Consider the following 13,249-nt stretch of genomic DNA (forward strand, 5'->3'; position numbering starts at 1 on the left):
TCCAGCTTCCGGAGGCAAAAAGCACCTTATACTTTTTTCACCTGAGGGAAAATCGTACAAAGTAAGTCGAAACTGTTTTTTTCTTCGGTTTTTTCTCCGGCAGCGCCCCGAAAGGTCCGTCATGACCCTTGCGATTCCGTTTCCCGCCATCGACCCGGTCCTGCTTCAGGTGGGGCCGGTCGCCATACGCTGGTACGCCCTCGCCTATGTGGCCGGACTTCTGTTCGGCTGGTGGTACCTGAGAGCGCTGTGCCGCCGCTCATCGCCCCCCATCATGGACGACCGCCAGACCGAGGATCTGCTGGTCTGGGTGACCCTGGGCGTCATCCTGGGCGGCCGGCTGGGCTACGTGCTGTTCTACAACACGACCTGGTATCTCCAGAACCCTCTGGACGTGATCAAGGTCTGGGAAGGGGGCATGAGCTTCCACGGGGGCGTGCTCGGGGTCATCGGAGCCCTGTGGCTGTTTTCCCGACGCACGGGCACCCGGTTCCTGCGCATGGCGGATGCGGTGGTCACCGTGGCGCCCCTGGGCCTTTTCCTGGGGCGGCTTGCGAATTTCGTGAACGGCGAGCTGTTCGGACGGGTGGCGACGGACGTGCCCTGGGCGGTGATCTTCCCCGGCGGCGGCCCCGAGCCGCGGCACCCCAGCCAGATTTACGAGGCTTTCTCGGAAGGACTCCTGCTGCTGGTGCTCCTGGGGCTTCTGTGGCGCTTCACGGGCCTGTCCCGGCGCCCGGGCGCCATGACCGGCGTGTTCCTGATGGGCTACGGAACGGCGCGGACCGTCTGCGAGCTGTTCCGGGAGCCCGACGCCCAGATTGGCTTCCTGGAGGCAGGCCTCACCATGGGCCAGGTACTCTCGGTGCCCCTGATCCTTGCGGGGCTGGTGTTCCTGGTCATGGCCCTCCGGCGGCCTCCGGTGAGCGCCGGCACCGGGACGAACGCCCCCGCGCGGGGCCGGGCGTCGTGAGCACCGGGACCAACACCCCGGCCGGGGACAGCCTGCGCGCCCTTCTGGAGCAGGCCCGCGAGATCCCGGTGGAGACATGGATGGGCCTGTGCGCCCAGGCCTACTACGCCCGGGGAACCGCCATCGGAGCCCGGGGGGACTTCATCACCGCCCCCGAGTGCACCCAGATCTTCGGCGAGCTTCTGGGGCTGTGGGCCGTGGTGGTCTGGCAAAGCATGGGAAGCCCCGCCGGCCTGATCCTGGCCGAGGCCGGACCCGGGCGCGGCACCCTGATGCGCGATGCGCTGCGGGCCAGCCGCCTGGTCCCGGCGTTCGGGGCCGCCGTGTCGGTGGCCCTGGTGGAGACAAGCCCCGCCCTGCGCCGCCAGCAGGAGCAGGCCCTTGCCGACAGCCCGGTTCCCGTGCGCTGGTTCGACCGCCTGGAGGATCTGCCCGACGCGCCCCTGATCCTTCTGGCCAACGAGTTTCTCGACGCCCTGCCCATCCGGCAATACCAGCGGAGCGCTGATGGCTGGTGCGAGCGCCGGGTCCGGATGGAGAGCCCGGACCCCCTGCGCCTGGCCTTCTGCCTCTCGCCCCCGCTGGCCGGGGATCCGCCGTTTTTGCAGCCGGCCCACCGGAAGGCCCAGCCGGGAGAGTGGGTGGAGACCTGTCCCGCCGCCCACGCCGTGGTGGAGGCTCTGGCGCGGCGCTTCGCCACCCGCCCCGGCGCCGCCCTGTTCCTGGACTACGGCCCGGCGGCCAGTGCGCCCGGCGACAGTCTCCAGGCCCTGAAGGGGCACGCCTATGCCCCCCTGCTCGACGAGCCGGGTGCGGTGGACCTGACCGCCCACGTGGACTTCCAGGCCCTGGCCCACACGGCCCGGGCTGCGGGCGCGGGGGTCGAGCCCCTTGTCCGGCAGGGTGCGTTTCTCACCAGCCTGGGCCTGCTGGAGCGCGCCCGGGCCCTTCAGGCGGGCACCGCCGACGAGTCCCAAAAGCTCGCCATTGCAGATGCGGTGCGCCGCCTGGTGGATCCCCTCCAGATGGGAAGCCTGTTCAAGGTCATGGGGATGCGCTCCGAGGGCCTCGCGCCCCTGCCGGGATTCTCGGGCCCGGCGGGCTGACGCGCCTTCCGCACCCCGCTGGCCGACGCGTCTTCCGCACCCCGGGAGCCCGGCGGCCCGGATGGAGCCAGCGGGTGCGCGGGGATGCGGCACAACAGAGGGACCGGCCCCCCTGTCCTCCACCCCCCGGGCGGAGGGCCCCGCCCCGCCCCCTGTCCCCGGTTCCGGAGGTCTCACGCAGCCGCACCCCGGAGCGGGGGAGCGCGACCGGTGCCCGCCTGTCCTGCCCACGCCCGTCACTCGGCCGCATCCTCCGCAGGGTGATTGACGCCCCCTGCGCCTTCGGGCATCGTTTGAACCATGCGCATTTTCAGAGGGTTCCCGCCATGTTGATCACAGTCCCCGTCCTCGCCTCCCTTCCCAAGCTGAAGCATGGCTTTTTCACCCGCCAGGGCGGGGTCTCCACCGGCGTCCACGCCTCCTTGAACGTGTCGCGCTCCAACGGGGATTCCCCGAAGGCCGTGCAGGAAAACCGCAGACGCGCCGCCCGCGCCCTGGGCTACGGGGAGGGCGGGCTCCTGACCGTCACCCAGGATCACACCAACACGGCCCTGAGCGTCAACGCTCCCTTCTCGCCCAGGGAAACGCCACCGGTGGCGGACGCCCTGGTCACCCGCACCCCGGGGCTTCTTCTGGGCATCATGACCGCCGACTGCGCGCCGATCCTTCTGGTGGATCCGGAGGCCCGGGTCATCAGCGCCTGCCACGCCGGATCGAAGGGCGCGCTGGTGGGCATCGTCGAGGCCACGGTTGAGGCCATGGAATCCGCCGGCGCCCGTCCGTCGCGCATTCTGGCCGCCATCGGGCCCTGCATCGGGACCGCCTCCTACGAGGTCGGCGACGACTTCCGCGCCCCGTTCCTGAAGAAGGACGAGGCCAGCGCCCGCTTCTTCACCCGCGCCACCGACGCGGGCCCCTGGCACTTCGACCTGAACGGCTTTGTGGAGGACCGGCTCAACGCCATGAACGTGGGCGAGGTCATTCGCCTGGACCGGGACACCTTCCAGGAGCAGGATCTGTTTTTCAGCTACCGCCACGCCACCTTGCACTCGGGCGGCGTCTGCGGCCGCCAGCTCTCCGCCATAGCCCTGGAGCCATGACCCCCCGCCACGCCCGCCGGACTGCGCTTCTGGGCGGCCTGTGCGGCGCCCTGCTGGCGGGGTGCGCCGAAATGCCCGGGCCCTACGCCCACCGGGACCTGGGCCGGCTGGAGAACCCGCTGGTGGCGCTGAAATCCGGCGCCGGTGTCACGGTCAGGCCGGTGGAGGGGCTGCCCGTTCCCTGGAACCGCCTGATCGCCCTGGAGGCGGTGGAGCTTCTGCACGGACAGGGAATCCCCGCGGAAACCGGAACCGCAAGCCCCCTCGGGCACACCCTGACCTGGACCCTGGACGGCGCGCCCATGGCCACCGATACCCCTGCGGCCGGGGCCTCCGCGCCGAAGGGACCGCGCGTGATCCGCCTGGCCTGGACCCTGGACGGTGAGCCCGGCGAGCCGGTGACGGTACCCGTCGAGGCCGTCCTGTGGGACCGGGCCGCTCCGGAAGCCGCAATCGCCGTGGCCCGCCCGGTGGTGGAGGCCCTGGCCCGGCAGCTGGGCGGCGGACCGGAAGAGCCCCGCTCCCGCGCACAGGCATCAGCGGACAGCGAACCCGGTGCCGGTCCCGCAGCCCCGCCCCGCCCGGACGCGAGGGCCGAGGCCCCGCCCCGTGTGCCCCCTGCCGCCCGGACAAGCCCCGAGGAGCAGCGCCGCGAGCGCGAGCGCGCCGCCGAGGCCGCCACGGTGGTGGCCCTCAAGCCCCGGATCACCCGGGCCCCCGGGGACGGGGTCCAGGCGCTGACCCGCGCCCTGAGCGCACAGATCACCGCCGCCGGGGTCCGCCTGACGGAAAACCCGGCCAAGGCGACCTTCGCCATTGTGGGCACGGTCACCACGGAACCTGTGGCGGGAAAGAAAGAGAAGGTGACCCTGGTCTGGGAGGTTCAGGATCCACGCTCCGGCGCGGTGCTGGGAACCGCCACCCAGGAGAACTTCATCCCGGCCGGTCTTCTGGACCAGCCCTGGGGACCGCTTGCGGACACCATCGCCGCCGGAGCCCTGGAGGGCATCGGCGAAATCCTGGCCGCCCCGCCGCCCTGAGACGGCCCGGAACGGCCCGAAGGCGCCAGGACCGCGCGGCCCGGATCCGGACAAAAAAAAACGGAGCCGGAAACCGGCTCCGTCAGCGGGCCTCAGCCCTGAAAGCGGCTGTCGTCGTCCTCGGGGGGCGACGTCCCGTCCCCGTCCCCGTCACCATCCCGACCCAGGATCGTGTAGAGAAAGCAGAACTGCAGCCAGGCGCTGGCCAGCAGGGCCGCGCCGATCAGTCCGACCAGCACCTGCCCGAACAGGCCGAAAAAGCCCACGTTGTTGGTGATGGCCAGAAGAAGGAAGGCAATGCCCACAATAATGCGGACCGTGCGGTCCCTGGAGCTCATATTTTTTGGAAAACGATCAAAAAAAGCCATGGAGTCTGTCCTTTCCCTCGGAAAGGGCGCCGCCGGAACCGGCCCGGTCAGGCCAGCCCCTCACGCCCCATACGCAGAAACTTCTCGCGACGCTTCTGGCGCAAGGTGGCCCCGTCCAGCGTCCCCAGTTCCCTCAGGTGCCGCTCGAAGGCATCCCCGACGGAGGCGAAAACCGCAGCGCGGTCGCGGTGCGCACCGCCCATGGGCTCGGCAATGACCTCGTCAATGATCTTGAATTCCAGAAGATCCTGAGCCGTCAGGCGCAGGGCCTCGGCCGCCTGCTGGGCCATGCCGCCCGAGCGCCACAGGATCGAGGCGCACCCCTCGGGGGAAATCACCGAGTAGATGGAGTGCTCCAGCATCATGACCGTGTTGCCGGCCGCGATGGCAATGGCGCCGCCCGATCCGCCCTCGCCGATCACGCACGACACCAGGGGCGCGCGCAGATCAAGGCAGGCATCAATGGAGCGGGCAATGGCCTCGGCCTGGCCGCGCTCCTCGGCGGACACGCCCGGATAGGCGCCGGCGGTGTCCACCAGGGTCAGCACCGGAAGCTGGAAACGGTCGGCCAGATCCAGAAGCTTGCAGACCTTGCGGTAGCCCTCGGGCATGGCCATGCCGAAGTTGTGGCGCAGGCGGGTTTCCGTGTCGTCGCCCTTCTCCTGGCCGACAACCACGACGCCCTGGCCCCGGAAGCGGGCCAGACCGCCGATAATCGCCCGGTCCTCGCCGAACACCCGGTCTCCGGCCAGCGGCGTGACGTCGGTGAACAGGGCCTTCAGGTAGTCGATGCAGTGGGGCCGGTTCGGGTGACGGGCCACCTGGGTCTTCTGCCAGGGGGTCAGCTTGGCGTAAACGCCCTTCAGCTGCTTGTCGACCTTGACCTGGAGGCGGCCGACCTCCTCGGCGATATTCAGGCCGTCCGCATCGGACAGGTGCCGCAGCTCCTCAATCTTGCTTTCCAGTTCGGCAATGGGCTTTTCAAAGTCGAGAAAATACATGACAGGCGCATCCGGCTTTCGTGGGTAAAGGCTCGGCCCCCGCAAGACAGCATCCGGGCAACCGACACAAAACGTCTGCCTTCTGCTAGCACAGCGCAGAAGAGAAACAAAACAGATTTATGCAGTCCGCCCCGGGTTTCGGGCGCACGTCAGGCCGGCCAGCGGATCCGGAGCCCCTCGAACAGGCGGGCGTAGTCCGGTTCCCGGTCCGGATCGATCAAGCCGTGGCGGATCCCGAAATCAATCAGAACGAGCGCCACGTTGAACTTGAAATCGTCGGTTTCGCGCAGGGTCGACATGACCCGCTCCACCGGCCAGAGCATGAATTCCTGCACCTCGCCATCCGTGCAGCGGGGCGTGACCTGGTCGGGAACCTCCAGATCGTAGACGAACAGGGTATCACAGCGCAGGCCGCCCGGAACCTCCATGCGGTAGCTGACAAACCCGGCCGAGCGGGCGTGACGCATGAGCGGAGCGGTAAATCCGGCCTCCTCGCGCGCCTCCTTGATGAGGTTGTCCCGCAAGGACAGGCCCGCGGGCTGGCCGCCCGCAACGATGTTGTCGAGCTTGCCCGGGGCGACCGCCTTGTCAGGCGAGCGCCGGGCAATCCACATCTTGAACTCCTCGCCCGTGCGCACGATCCCGTTCAGGTGCACACCATAGGCCCTCACACCGAACAAGGTGACGGCGCCCCGGTCCAGAAGCATGAGGGTCGGCGCGGTCCAGCCCGAACTCACCCGGTACATCTCACCGCGGATCGAGCGGATGAAGCCGTCCCCGTGGAGCGCTGCGACGACGTCCTCCATGGCCCGGGAGCGAGCTTCCAGCGTCGAGAGGCGTTCGTCCAGCGCCACGTGGTCTCCGAAAAAACGGAAGACGCCGGAGAAGTCTCTCAGCCTCGGAAGGACCGGTCGTGGAATCCAGCCCACGGCCTTTCCGTCGATGAAAAAAGGAGAATAACCGGATAGATCCCGGACCCGGCAGGCCTGGATATGGCGCAGATAATTCACAGAGTCCTCAACATCAGGCGATTGAAAACGATGGTATCCCGGTGTTCAGGCTTTCACGCATTCCACGAAAAATCAACGTTATTTTTAAGAGAGATTTCTTCCCCCAGTCAGGGATTCAGCGGTCCCCGGCACGACGGGCACAGCCCTTGATGACGGCTTCCATTGAGGCCACCCCGTTGCGCCTGTTCGGGCTGATGTGAGCGGCAAGCCCCATCCGGGAAAGCTCCCGCTCCGCATCGGTCGCCAAAATCTGGTCAGACGTCTTGCCAGAATACAGGACAAGCATCACCGCGGCCAGCCCCCGAACGATATGCGCGTCGGAATCCACAAGAAAAAAGAGCCTGCGAGTGCCGTCCGGGTCGTCCTGAACCCTCGGAAGCAGCCACACCTGGCTCATGCAGCCGGGAACACGGGCCGCATCTGTCCGGGCCTCCTCGGGGAACGGGGGCAGCTTGCGGCCCAGGTCAATCAGATACCGGTACCGGTCCTCCCAGTCGTCAAACAGACCGAACGTCTCAACAAGATCGTCTGCGCCCAGCGCCTCAAGTTCCGTCATGGGTGGTTCCTGTATCCCTGCCGCCCGCGTGCTCCGGCCCGGTGCCGAGGGCCACGCCCGCCCTGCCCTGCTGTTCCGCCGCCCGCTCCCGGTAGCGCACAAGCGCCCGGGACAGGGCCCAGAAGCCCCCCGCCACAAGGGCAAGGACACCGCAGACGCTCAGAAAGAGGCCCACGGCCCCCGCGAAATGCCCCTCGCGCCACGTGTCCACAACAACGGGATTGAGCGCAATGAAGGGCCCTCCGAGAAGCGTCAGAACAGCCAGAGAGCGGAGTATATACGTGTCCATGGGGGCTCCTGCAAAAGAAATAAGGACGCTCGGGGCGGAACACCAGCCTCCGGGCCAAGTCAGTCCGGAGGCCCGGCGACCGGGGGCATGGCGGCAGAGGGATCGGCGACGGGGTCCACCGCGGCCGGCGGCTCGACAGCCGGCGGCTCGACAGCCGGGGGCCGAAGCGTCTGCCGGTCCGCGTCCGCAAGACCGGTCATGACCACCTGCCCGTCCAGAACCCGCACCACCGCGTAGCGGGCCTGCTCCCAGGTCTTTGCCGTCCCCTCCTGAAAGAAGAACGAGTCCGGCGCAATCCGGACCCCACCCTTCCCGGGGCGCACCCCGATCGGGATCTCTCTGCCCCCGGCCTCACAGCCCCCCTCCTGCGGAACCGCCCGCAGGGACCGGGCCACCGAGCCCCCGTCCAGAAACAGGCAGCCCCTGTCCCGCGGGGCCAGCTTGCCCCTCAAACCGTCGATACCGTAGGCCAGGGCCATGTAGTCCCCCTGCACCAGAGAGCGGGGATCCACAGGCCGAAGGGGAAGGTACACCTCGTGCCCGTGGGCGACAATCTGTTCCTTGGCCCGACCGTCCGCCACCTCCAGACCGACGGGGACCAGTGCGCACACCAGGCCCGAGACCAGTGCGGCCGGGCGCCAGACGGGGCCTCGCAGGCGCTTTTGGGCCAGCGCACCCCAGACCGCGAGGAACACCAGCCCTCCGGCGGCCAGGGACAGGGCCTTCCCGTCCAGAGGCAGGGCGAGGCTGTAGTAGAACCAGCCCACGGACCACGCGCCCAGGGCAAAGCCCGCCACCAGAAGCGGCCAGCCCACCACCACCAGGGCGAGCGCCCCGAGACCCACAAGCGCCGCCCCTCCGGCCGGCACCAGAAGGGTTCCGCCCAGGAGCACCAGCGCCGCAGCCAAAGAACCCGGGCTCCATCGGCCCTCGGACGCCAGAACCGCCGCCGCAAGAAGCACTCCGCCCATCAGGACCGCGAGGCCCCGGGGCGCCAGAACGGGCAGCTCCAGCCCGTAGGGGCCCAGAAACTCGATGACCGCAGGGATCAGAAACGCCGAGACCAGAAGCGCCACGCCCACGGCCCGGGCCCCTGCCGACGGACGCCATACGGCAACGAGCCCCAGCGCCAGAACCACCGGGGCAAGGCCCAGAAACACCCATGCCTGGAGAGACGCCCCAAGGCCCATCATGACCATCTGCCCAAGCAGGGCGAGGATCCCGGCCACCACCCCGAAGAGCCCGGCCGGCACATCGGCCCCGCTGGCCCGCTTCACGGCAAAGTAAAGGGATGTGAGGACAACGCCGGCCACAGCCCCGTTCCGGACGCAAAAATCCAGCGACTCCCAGCTGTTGGCAAGATAGTCAAAGCTGAACAGACCGACAAAAAGCGAAAGGGCGACAAGGGACCAGAAGAACAGGCAGGCCCGAACCTGGGTTGACAGGGCCCCGCTCCCGCGGACCGCCAGGGCGGCCAGCGCAAAGCTCACGCCCGAGGCCAGAGGGGCCCAGGACAAAAGCCGGGTGCCGATGAACGCGGCCAGAAGCTCGTACCACAGGCCGGCCACTCCGAACGCAAGAGCCGTCACCCCCAGCCAGGAGCCCAGCGCTGCCCCCACCCAAAGCGCCCCCCGGACGAGCTTTCCCGCGCCGGCTCCCGGCCCGGCCCGGAAAAACAGACGCCGGGCGCCCGCCATCATCAGGGCCAGAAACCCGAGGGTCACGGCGCTGATGCCAATCCAGGCAATCCAGCTTTCCACGTCGAAGACATCCAGAAGACCGAAATGCTCCGCGCCCTCCCAGCCGGCCCGGATGACCAGCCCCGTCCCCATAACCAGGGCGACGACGAACAGGTACCCCTGAAGCCAGGGTTTAAGCCCTCCCCAGCGCAGCAGAGCCAGAAGAACCACCGAGACCAGGAGGATCCGGGCGGGGATCCCAAGAGCCAGCCGGACCAGGTCCAGCTCAATCAGGGCGTGGCAGCCGGCAACAAGGAACAGCGCCCCGGACAGGGCCGCGAACACCGGCCCGAACCAGCGGTCCGGGCGTACCGCAGACAGAAGCAGCCGCCACGTCACCAGCAGAGCCATGAAACCGCCGCTCAGCAGGAGAGCCTTCACCACCGTCAGATCCTCGGTGCGGAAGAAAATCCAGCTCGGACGGACCTCAACAAGATGAAGGCCGATGGCCGTCACCCCCACCACCGCACAGACCGCAAGAGCGGCGTCCTCCAGTGTGAGAACCGCCCAGACCGCGGCCACCAGAGTCCAGACCGCAAACAGTTCCCACGTGTTGGCGCCGGTCTGCCAGATCTGCCCGTGAACGGCAAACAAAAGGCCGCCCAGAACCGCCCCCGCACAGGCCAGGGAACTGCGCACGACGCCCGGCGGCGTCACCGCCCAGCCCACACCGCAGCCCGCAAGCGCGGCCATCAGCGCCCCCAGCTTCAGGGCCGGCGCCATGGTCCACCAGTTGGCCGCGTAGAAGAACACCGCCGCGGCCAGAATCTGCGCAAGCGCGGCGGCGAACAGACCTGCGGCCAGAAGGGAGGCGGTGGAGCGCGTGGCCCCCGCCGGGCCACCGGGCTCGGGCGCTCCGATGGCCCCGCCCCGCTCCCGCGCCCCGGCCGGGGCCCGCCGAAACAGCGCGGGCGGAATGCGGGGCTGAATACCCGTGAGCAGGTCCGATACAGCCGCCATCCGTTTGTCCTCCCCAAGGTCGTGCGCTGCACCCGGCACACACCGCCGGACAGCGCCAGAAGAAACAGAAATCCGGGCCGCGGGTGAACGGGCGCAGCCCCTCCCCACGGCCCCTCACCGGTGCCCCCCAGGGTGCGGGCCCGGTCCGGCTCCGGACACGGGCAGAGGCATGCGCACGGGCACGGGCACGGGGAGAGATGCAGGCATGCGCACGGCCCGAAGACCGCACCAGCCCGGGCAGACAGCCGCAGGCGCGCGCATCCAAAAACACCCGGCACCCGGGAATGCTAGCACACCCGCAAAAAAGAGACGCCCCCTTTTTCGGCAGGAAACAAGGCCCTGGCGCAGAAACCGTACCATAGAAAGGACATCACTAAACACCCTCCGGTTGAGTAGACCGGGACCAGACGGAACCCCCGCTGCCCCCGGGGCAACACCCTTGACCCCGGGTCCGGAGGACGCGCCAAACGCCCGGGGCAGAGGGCACCCCCGGGCCCTGTCCGAACGCCCGCCAATGGGTGGACGCGCCCCCCCCCGGGGCCAACCCCGCAACACCCGTTGCCCCGGCGCCCTGGCACCCCCACATTACACACTGTAAAATGAGCGCCTCCGGCATCCGGACACCCCTGCGCACCGGAAAACGCCCCGAGGCCTCTGCCTGCAACAGTGGACAGCAGGACATGAGGAACGCTGAACGGCGGCCCTGCCGCACCCCCGCAGTGTCCGGGCCCGCACGATGGCCCGGCCACGGTCTTCCGCCGGGCCGCGCGGTCCCCGCCAGCGCCGCCACCAAGGCCCGGAGAACGGGGGACCGGTCCGGAAGACAGGCGACCGCTCCGGATCGCGCCTCCTTCGGACCCCACCGTGCGCCCCCTGCCACACACGCGGCCCGTACAGCCCGCAGCGCAAGCCCCCTGTGCCGCGCTCGCCTCACACACGGCTGGCCGACAGGGACCGGCCCGCGCCGGGACTCCCGGGCGGACACCCGCGCCACGGGGTCTGAATGGAGGCCGAACGGCCCCGGCACACGCGGCCGGCTCGCCTCCCGAGACCTCCCACGGGACCGCCCGGCCCAAAGGCCCCTCCCTCCGGCACAGAAAAAGGGCCGGACCCGCTGGAAACGCTTTTTTTTATCCCTTATTAACAACCAGCCACAGTAAGATGGCCGAAACTACACACGTGCATCGCCGATCCGGGCGGACACTCCCTCACCAGAACGGACGTGGAGACTTGCAGAATGGCTGAACGCCAACGAACAACACTCGGGGGCCTCTCTTATGTGTCCCTTGCCCTTGTGCTTGCGGATCTGAGCGCCCTTCTGGTCGCCTTCGCGGGAGCCTTTGTCGTGCGGCTTCTGCTTCCGGGCGCCCTGTCCCCCCTGACGGGCCAGGGGATCCTTCCGTTCCTGTTCCTGTTCCCCTGCCTGTTCGGCCTTCTCAAGCTCTACCCGGGAGCCCTGCTCCACCCGGCCGAGGAACTCAAGCGGCTGAGCCTTGCGGTCTCCCTTGGCGTGCTGATCCTGTTCGCCCTGTTTTTCTTCACGAAAAGCGGGGACGTCTACTCGCGCCTGTTCTTCCTGTTTTTCTGGGCCTCCGCGCTGGTGTGCGTACCTGCGGCGCGCACCCTGATGCGCCTGAAGTTCTGCGACAGGAGATGGTGGCAGGTGCCGGTGATTGTTGTGGCCAACGCCTCCGCCCTCAGGGATCTGCCCATGGACGCCTGCCGGGTGCGCTTCTCGGGCTTCCTCCAGGCGGCCGTGGTGATCCCCTGTGAGCACTGCACACCCGAGAGCGGCCCGGGTCAGCCGTCCGGAACCCTCGTCCTCCCCGATGGGAACGCCGGGCGCCCCTGTCGGCCCGAGCAGACCTTTCCCCTGGACATCGCCCGTCCCCTCGAGCAGCAGATCCAGCCCCTGGCCCAGCGCTTTCCCGGAGCTGTCGTGCTCATCCACTGGCCCAGCGTGCCGGCCCATCTCGGCGGCAAGCTGGTGGACGCCCTCAGCCTGTGGTTCCGGACCGTTCTGATTTTGCCGGGGAAGGACTGGCTCCCCACGAATCCGGCCCACGTGGTCCACATGGGCCTGTCCTTCGGGCTGGTGCTGCGGCGCAACCTCGCGGACCCGACCCTTCTGCGCATGAAGCGCCTGATGGACCTGGTCTGCACCAGCCTTGCGGCGATTGTGGCCCTGCCCCTTCTTCTGGTTCTGGCCATCCTGACCCGTCTGGACAGCCCCGGGCCGATCTTCTTCCGGCAGGCCCGCATCGGCCGGAACGGCCAGGTGTTCCAGGTCTACAAGTTCCGCACCATGGTCACGAACGGCCAGGAGGTGCTGGACGCCTATCTGGCCGCCAACCCGGAGGCCGCCGCCGAATGGAAAGCGGTCCAGAAGCTCCGGCATGACCCGAGGGTGACCCGCATCGGCCGGTTCCTGCGCAAGACCAGCCTGGATGAGCTTCCCCAGATCATCAACATTATGAGGGGCGAGATGAGCCTTGTGGGCCCGCGCCCCATTGTGAGGGACGAGATCCCCCGTTATGGCGACGCCTTTGCCCTGTATACCCGCTGTCCTCCGGGCATCACGGGGCTGTGGCAGGTGTCGGGGCGCAGCGACACCACCTATGACGAGCGCGTCCGGCTGGACAGCTACTACATCAACAACTGGTCGGTCTGGCTGGATATCTACATCATCCTGCGCACCATACCCGAGGTGCTCCTGCGCCGGGGCGCCTACTGACCCCACCGCACCGGTTCCCCCGGATCGCACTGGCCCGCCCGGCCCGGAATCCTCCGGCCGGGGCGGGATAACCGGATCACAGGATCACAGGAGCACCGGGGGCACCGGCAGCTGTGGCGCTTTGGTGCCGGGACGTCAGGGAAGCGGGGAACTGTCAGGAAAGGGGCCGCTGCCACTGCGGCCCCGAAACGCCGCGCACTCCCCCCGGAACACACACACCCGGAACACATACACCCGCACCGCCGCCGGCGCCGGGCCAGGGGCAATGAATGCCTCCGGACCGGGGGGCAGGAGCGGACGGTGCAGAAGGTGCGGAACAGGCGGCTCGACCGGCCTGCCGGAGGCGTGAGCGGCGGGCCCGATCAGGACGCCG

At 68.7% G+C, this 13,249-nt stretch carries 11 protein-coding genes; 5 read left to right on the forward strand and 6 right to left on the reverse strand.

The features are described 5' to 3' along the window. Positions 1 to 121 precede the first annotated feature (121 nt). The 4 genes from lgt to IHV25_RS00235 all read left to right on the forward strand — a co-directional run bounded on the left by lgt (position 122) and on the right by IHV25_RS00235 (position 4,219). Complete coding sequence (lgt, locus tag IHV25_RS00220; RefSeq protein WP_192532971.1) at positions 122 to 973, forward strand: prolipoprotein diacylglyceryl transferase; 852 nt, start codon at positions 122 to 124, stop codon at positions 971 to 973. Beyond that, a complete protein-coding gene (locus IHV25_RS10520) occupies positions 970 to 2,079 on the forward strand; it encodes a class I SAM-dependent methyltransferase (RefSeq protein WP_338048558.1) in 1,110 nt (369 codons plus the stop codon). Before lgt ends, IHV25_RS10520 begins: the two co-directional genes overlap by 4 nt. Before the next feature lie 326 nt (positions 2,080 to 2,405). Then, positions 2,406 to 3,179, forward strand: a complete 774-nt coding sequence (pgeF, locus tag IHV25_RS00230; protein ID WP_192532972.1) for a peptidoglycan editing factor PgeF — start codon at positions 2,406 to 2,408, stop codon at positions 3,177 to 3,179. Next, positions 3,176 to 4,219 carry a hypothetical protein gene (locus tag IHV25_RS00235; RefSeq protein ID WP_242018718.1) on the forward strand — a complete coding sequence of 348 codons (1,044 nt, stop codon included), beginning with the start codon at positions 3,176 to 3,178 and terminating at the stop codon, positions 4,217 to 4,219. Before pgeF ends, IHV25_RS00235 begins: the two co-directional genes overlap by 4 nt. 92 nt (positions 4,220 to 4,311) lie before the next feature. On the opposite strand, the gene IHV25_RS00240 is transcribed toward IHV25_RS00235, so the two are convergent. The 6 genes from IHV25_RS00240 to IHV25_RS00265 all read right to left on the reverse strand — a co-directional run bounded on the left by IHV25_RS00240 (position 4,312) and on the right by IHV25_RS00265 (position 10,142). After that, complete coding sequence (locus tag IHV25_RS00240) at positions 4,312 to 4,557, reverse strand: YgaP family membrane protein (protein ID WP_197974899.1); 246 nt, start codon at positions 4,555 to 4,557, stop codon at positions 4,312 to 4,314. 77 nt (positions 4,558 to 4,634) lie between these two features. After that, positions 4,635 to 5,588, reverse strand: coding sequence for an acetyl-CoA carboxylase carboxyltransferase subunit alpha (locus IHV25_RS00245; protein WP_192532974.1), 954 nt, complete (start codon positions 5,586 to 5,588; stop codon positions 4,635 to 4,637). 149 nt (positions 5,589 to 5,737) lie between these two features. Continuing rightward, positions 5,738 to 6,598: a DUF4743 domain-containing protein gene (locus IHV25_RS00250; RefSeq protein WP_192532975.1), complete on the reverse strand. Its 861-nt coding sequence runs from the start codon at positions 6,596 to 6,598 to the stop codon at positions 5,738 to 5,740. Positions 6,599 to 6,713: 115 nt separating this feature from the next. Next, the gene (locus tag IHV25_RS00255; protein WP_192532976.1) at positions 6,714 to 7,154 is read right to left on the reverse strand and encodes a SufE family protein; all 441 of its coding nucleotides are present in this window, start codon (positions 7,152 to 7,154) and stop codon (positions 6,714 to 6,716) included. Further along, the gene (locus IHV25_RS00260; RefSeq protein WP_192532977.1) at positions 7,141 to 7,443 is read right to left on the reverse strand and encodes a hypothetical protein; all 303 of its coding nucleotides are present in this window, start codon (positions 7,441 to 7,443) and stop codon (positions 7,141 to 7,143) included. Before IHV25_RS00260 ends, IHV25_RS00255 begins: the two co-directional genes overlap by 14 nt. Positions 7,444 to 7,502: 59 nt before the next feature. Beyond that, on the reverse strand, positions 7,503 to 10,142 hold the full coding sequence (locus IHV25_RS00265; protein WP_192532978.1) for a GDYXXLXY domain-containing protein: 2,640 nt from the start codon (positions 10,140 to 10,142) through the stop codon (positions 7,503 to 7,505). Between the two features lie 1,237 nt (positions 10,143 to 11,379). On the opposite strand from IHV25_RS00265, the gene IHV25_RS00270 reads away from it, so the two are divergent. Continuing rightward, the gene (locus IHV25_RS00270; RefSeq protein WP_192532979.1) at positions 11,380 to 12,876 is read left to right on the forward strand and encodes an exopolysaccharide biosynthesis polyprenyl glycosylphosphotransferase; all 1,497 of its coding nucleotides are present in this window, start codon (positions 11,380 to 11,382) and stop codon (positions 12,874 to 12,876) included. Positions 12,877 to 13,249 lie beyond the last annotated feature (373 nt).

The sequence above is a fragment of the Phaeovibrio sulfidiphilus genome, assembly GCF_014861485.1.
Classification (GTDB): domain Bacteria; phylum Pseudomonadota; class Alphaproteobacteria; order Rhodospirillales; family Rhodospirillaceae; genus Phaeovibrio; species Phaeovibrio sulfidiphilus.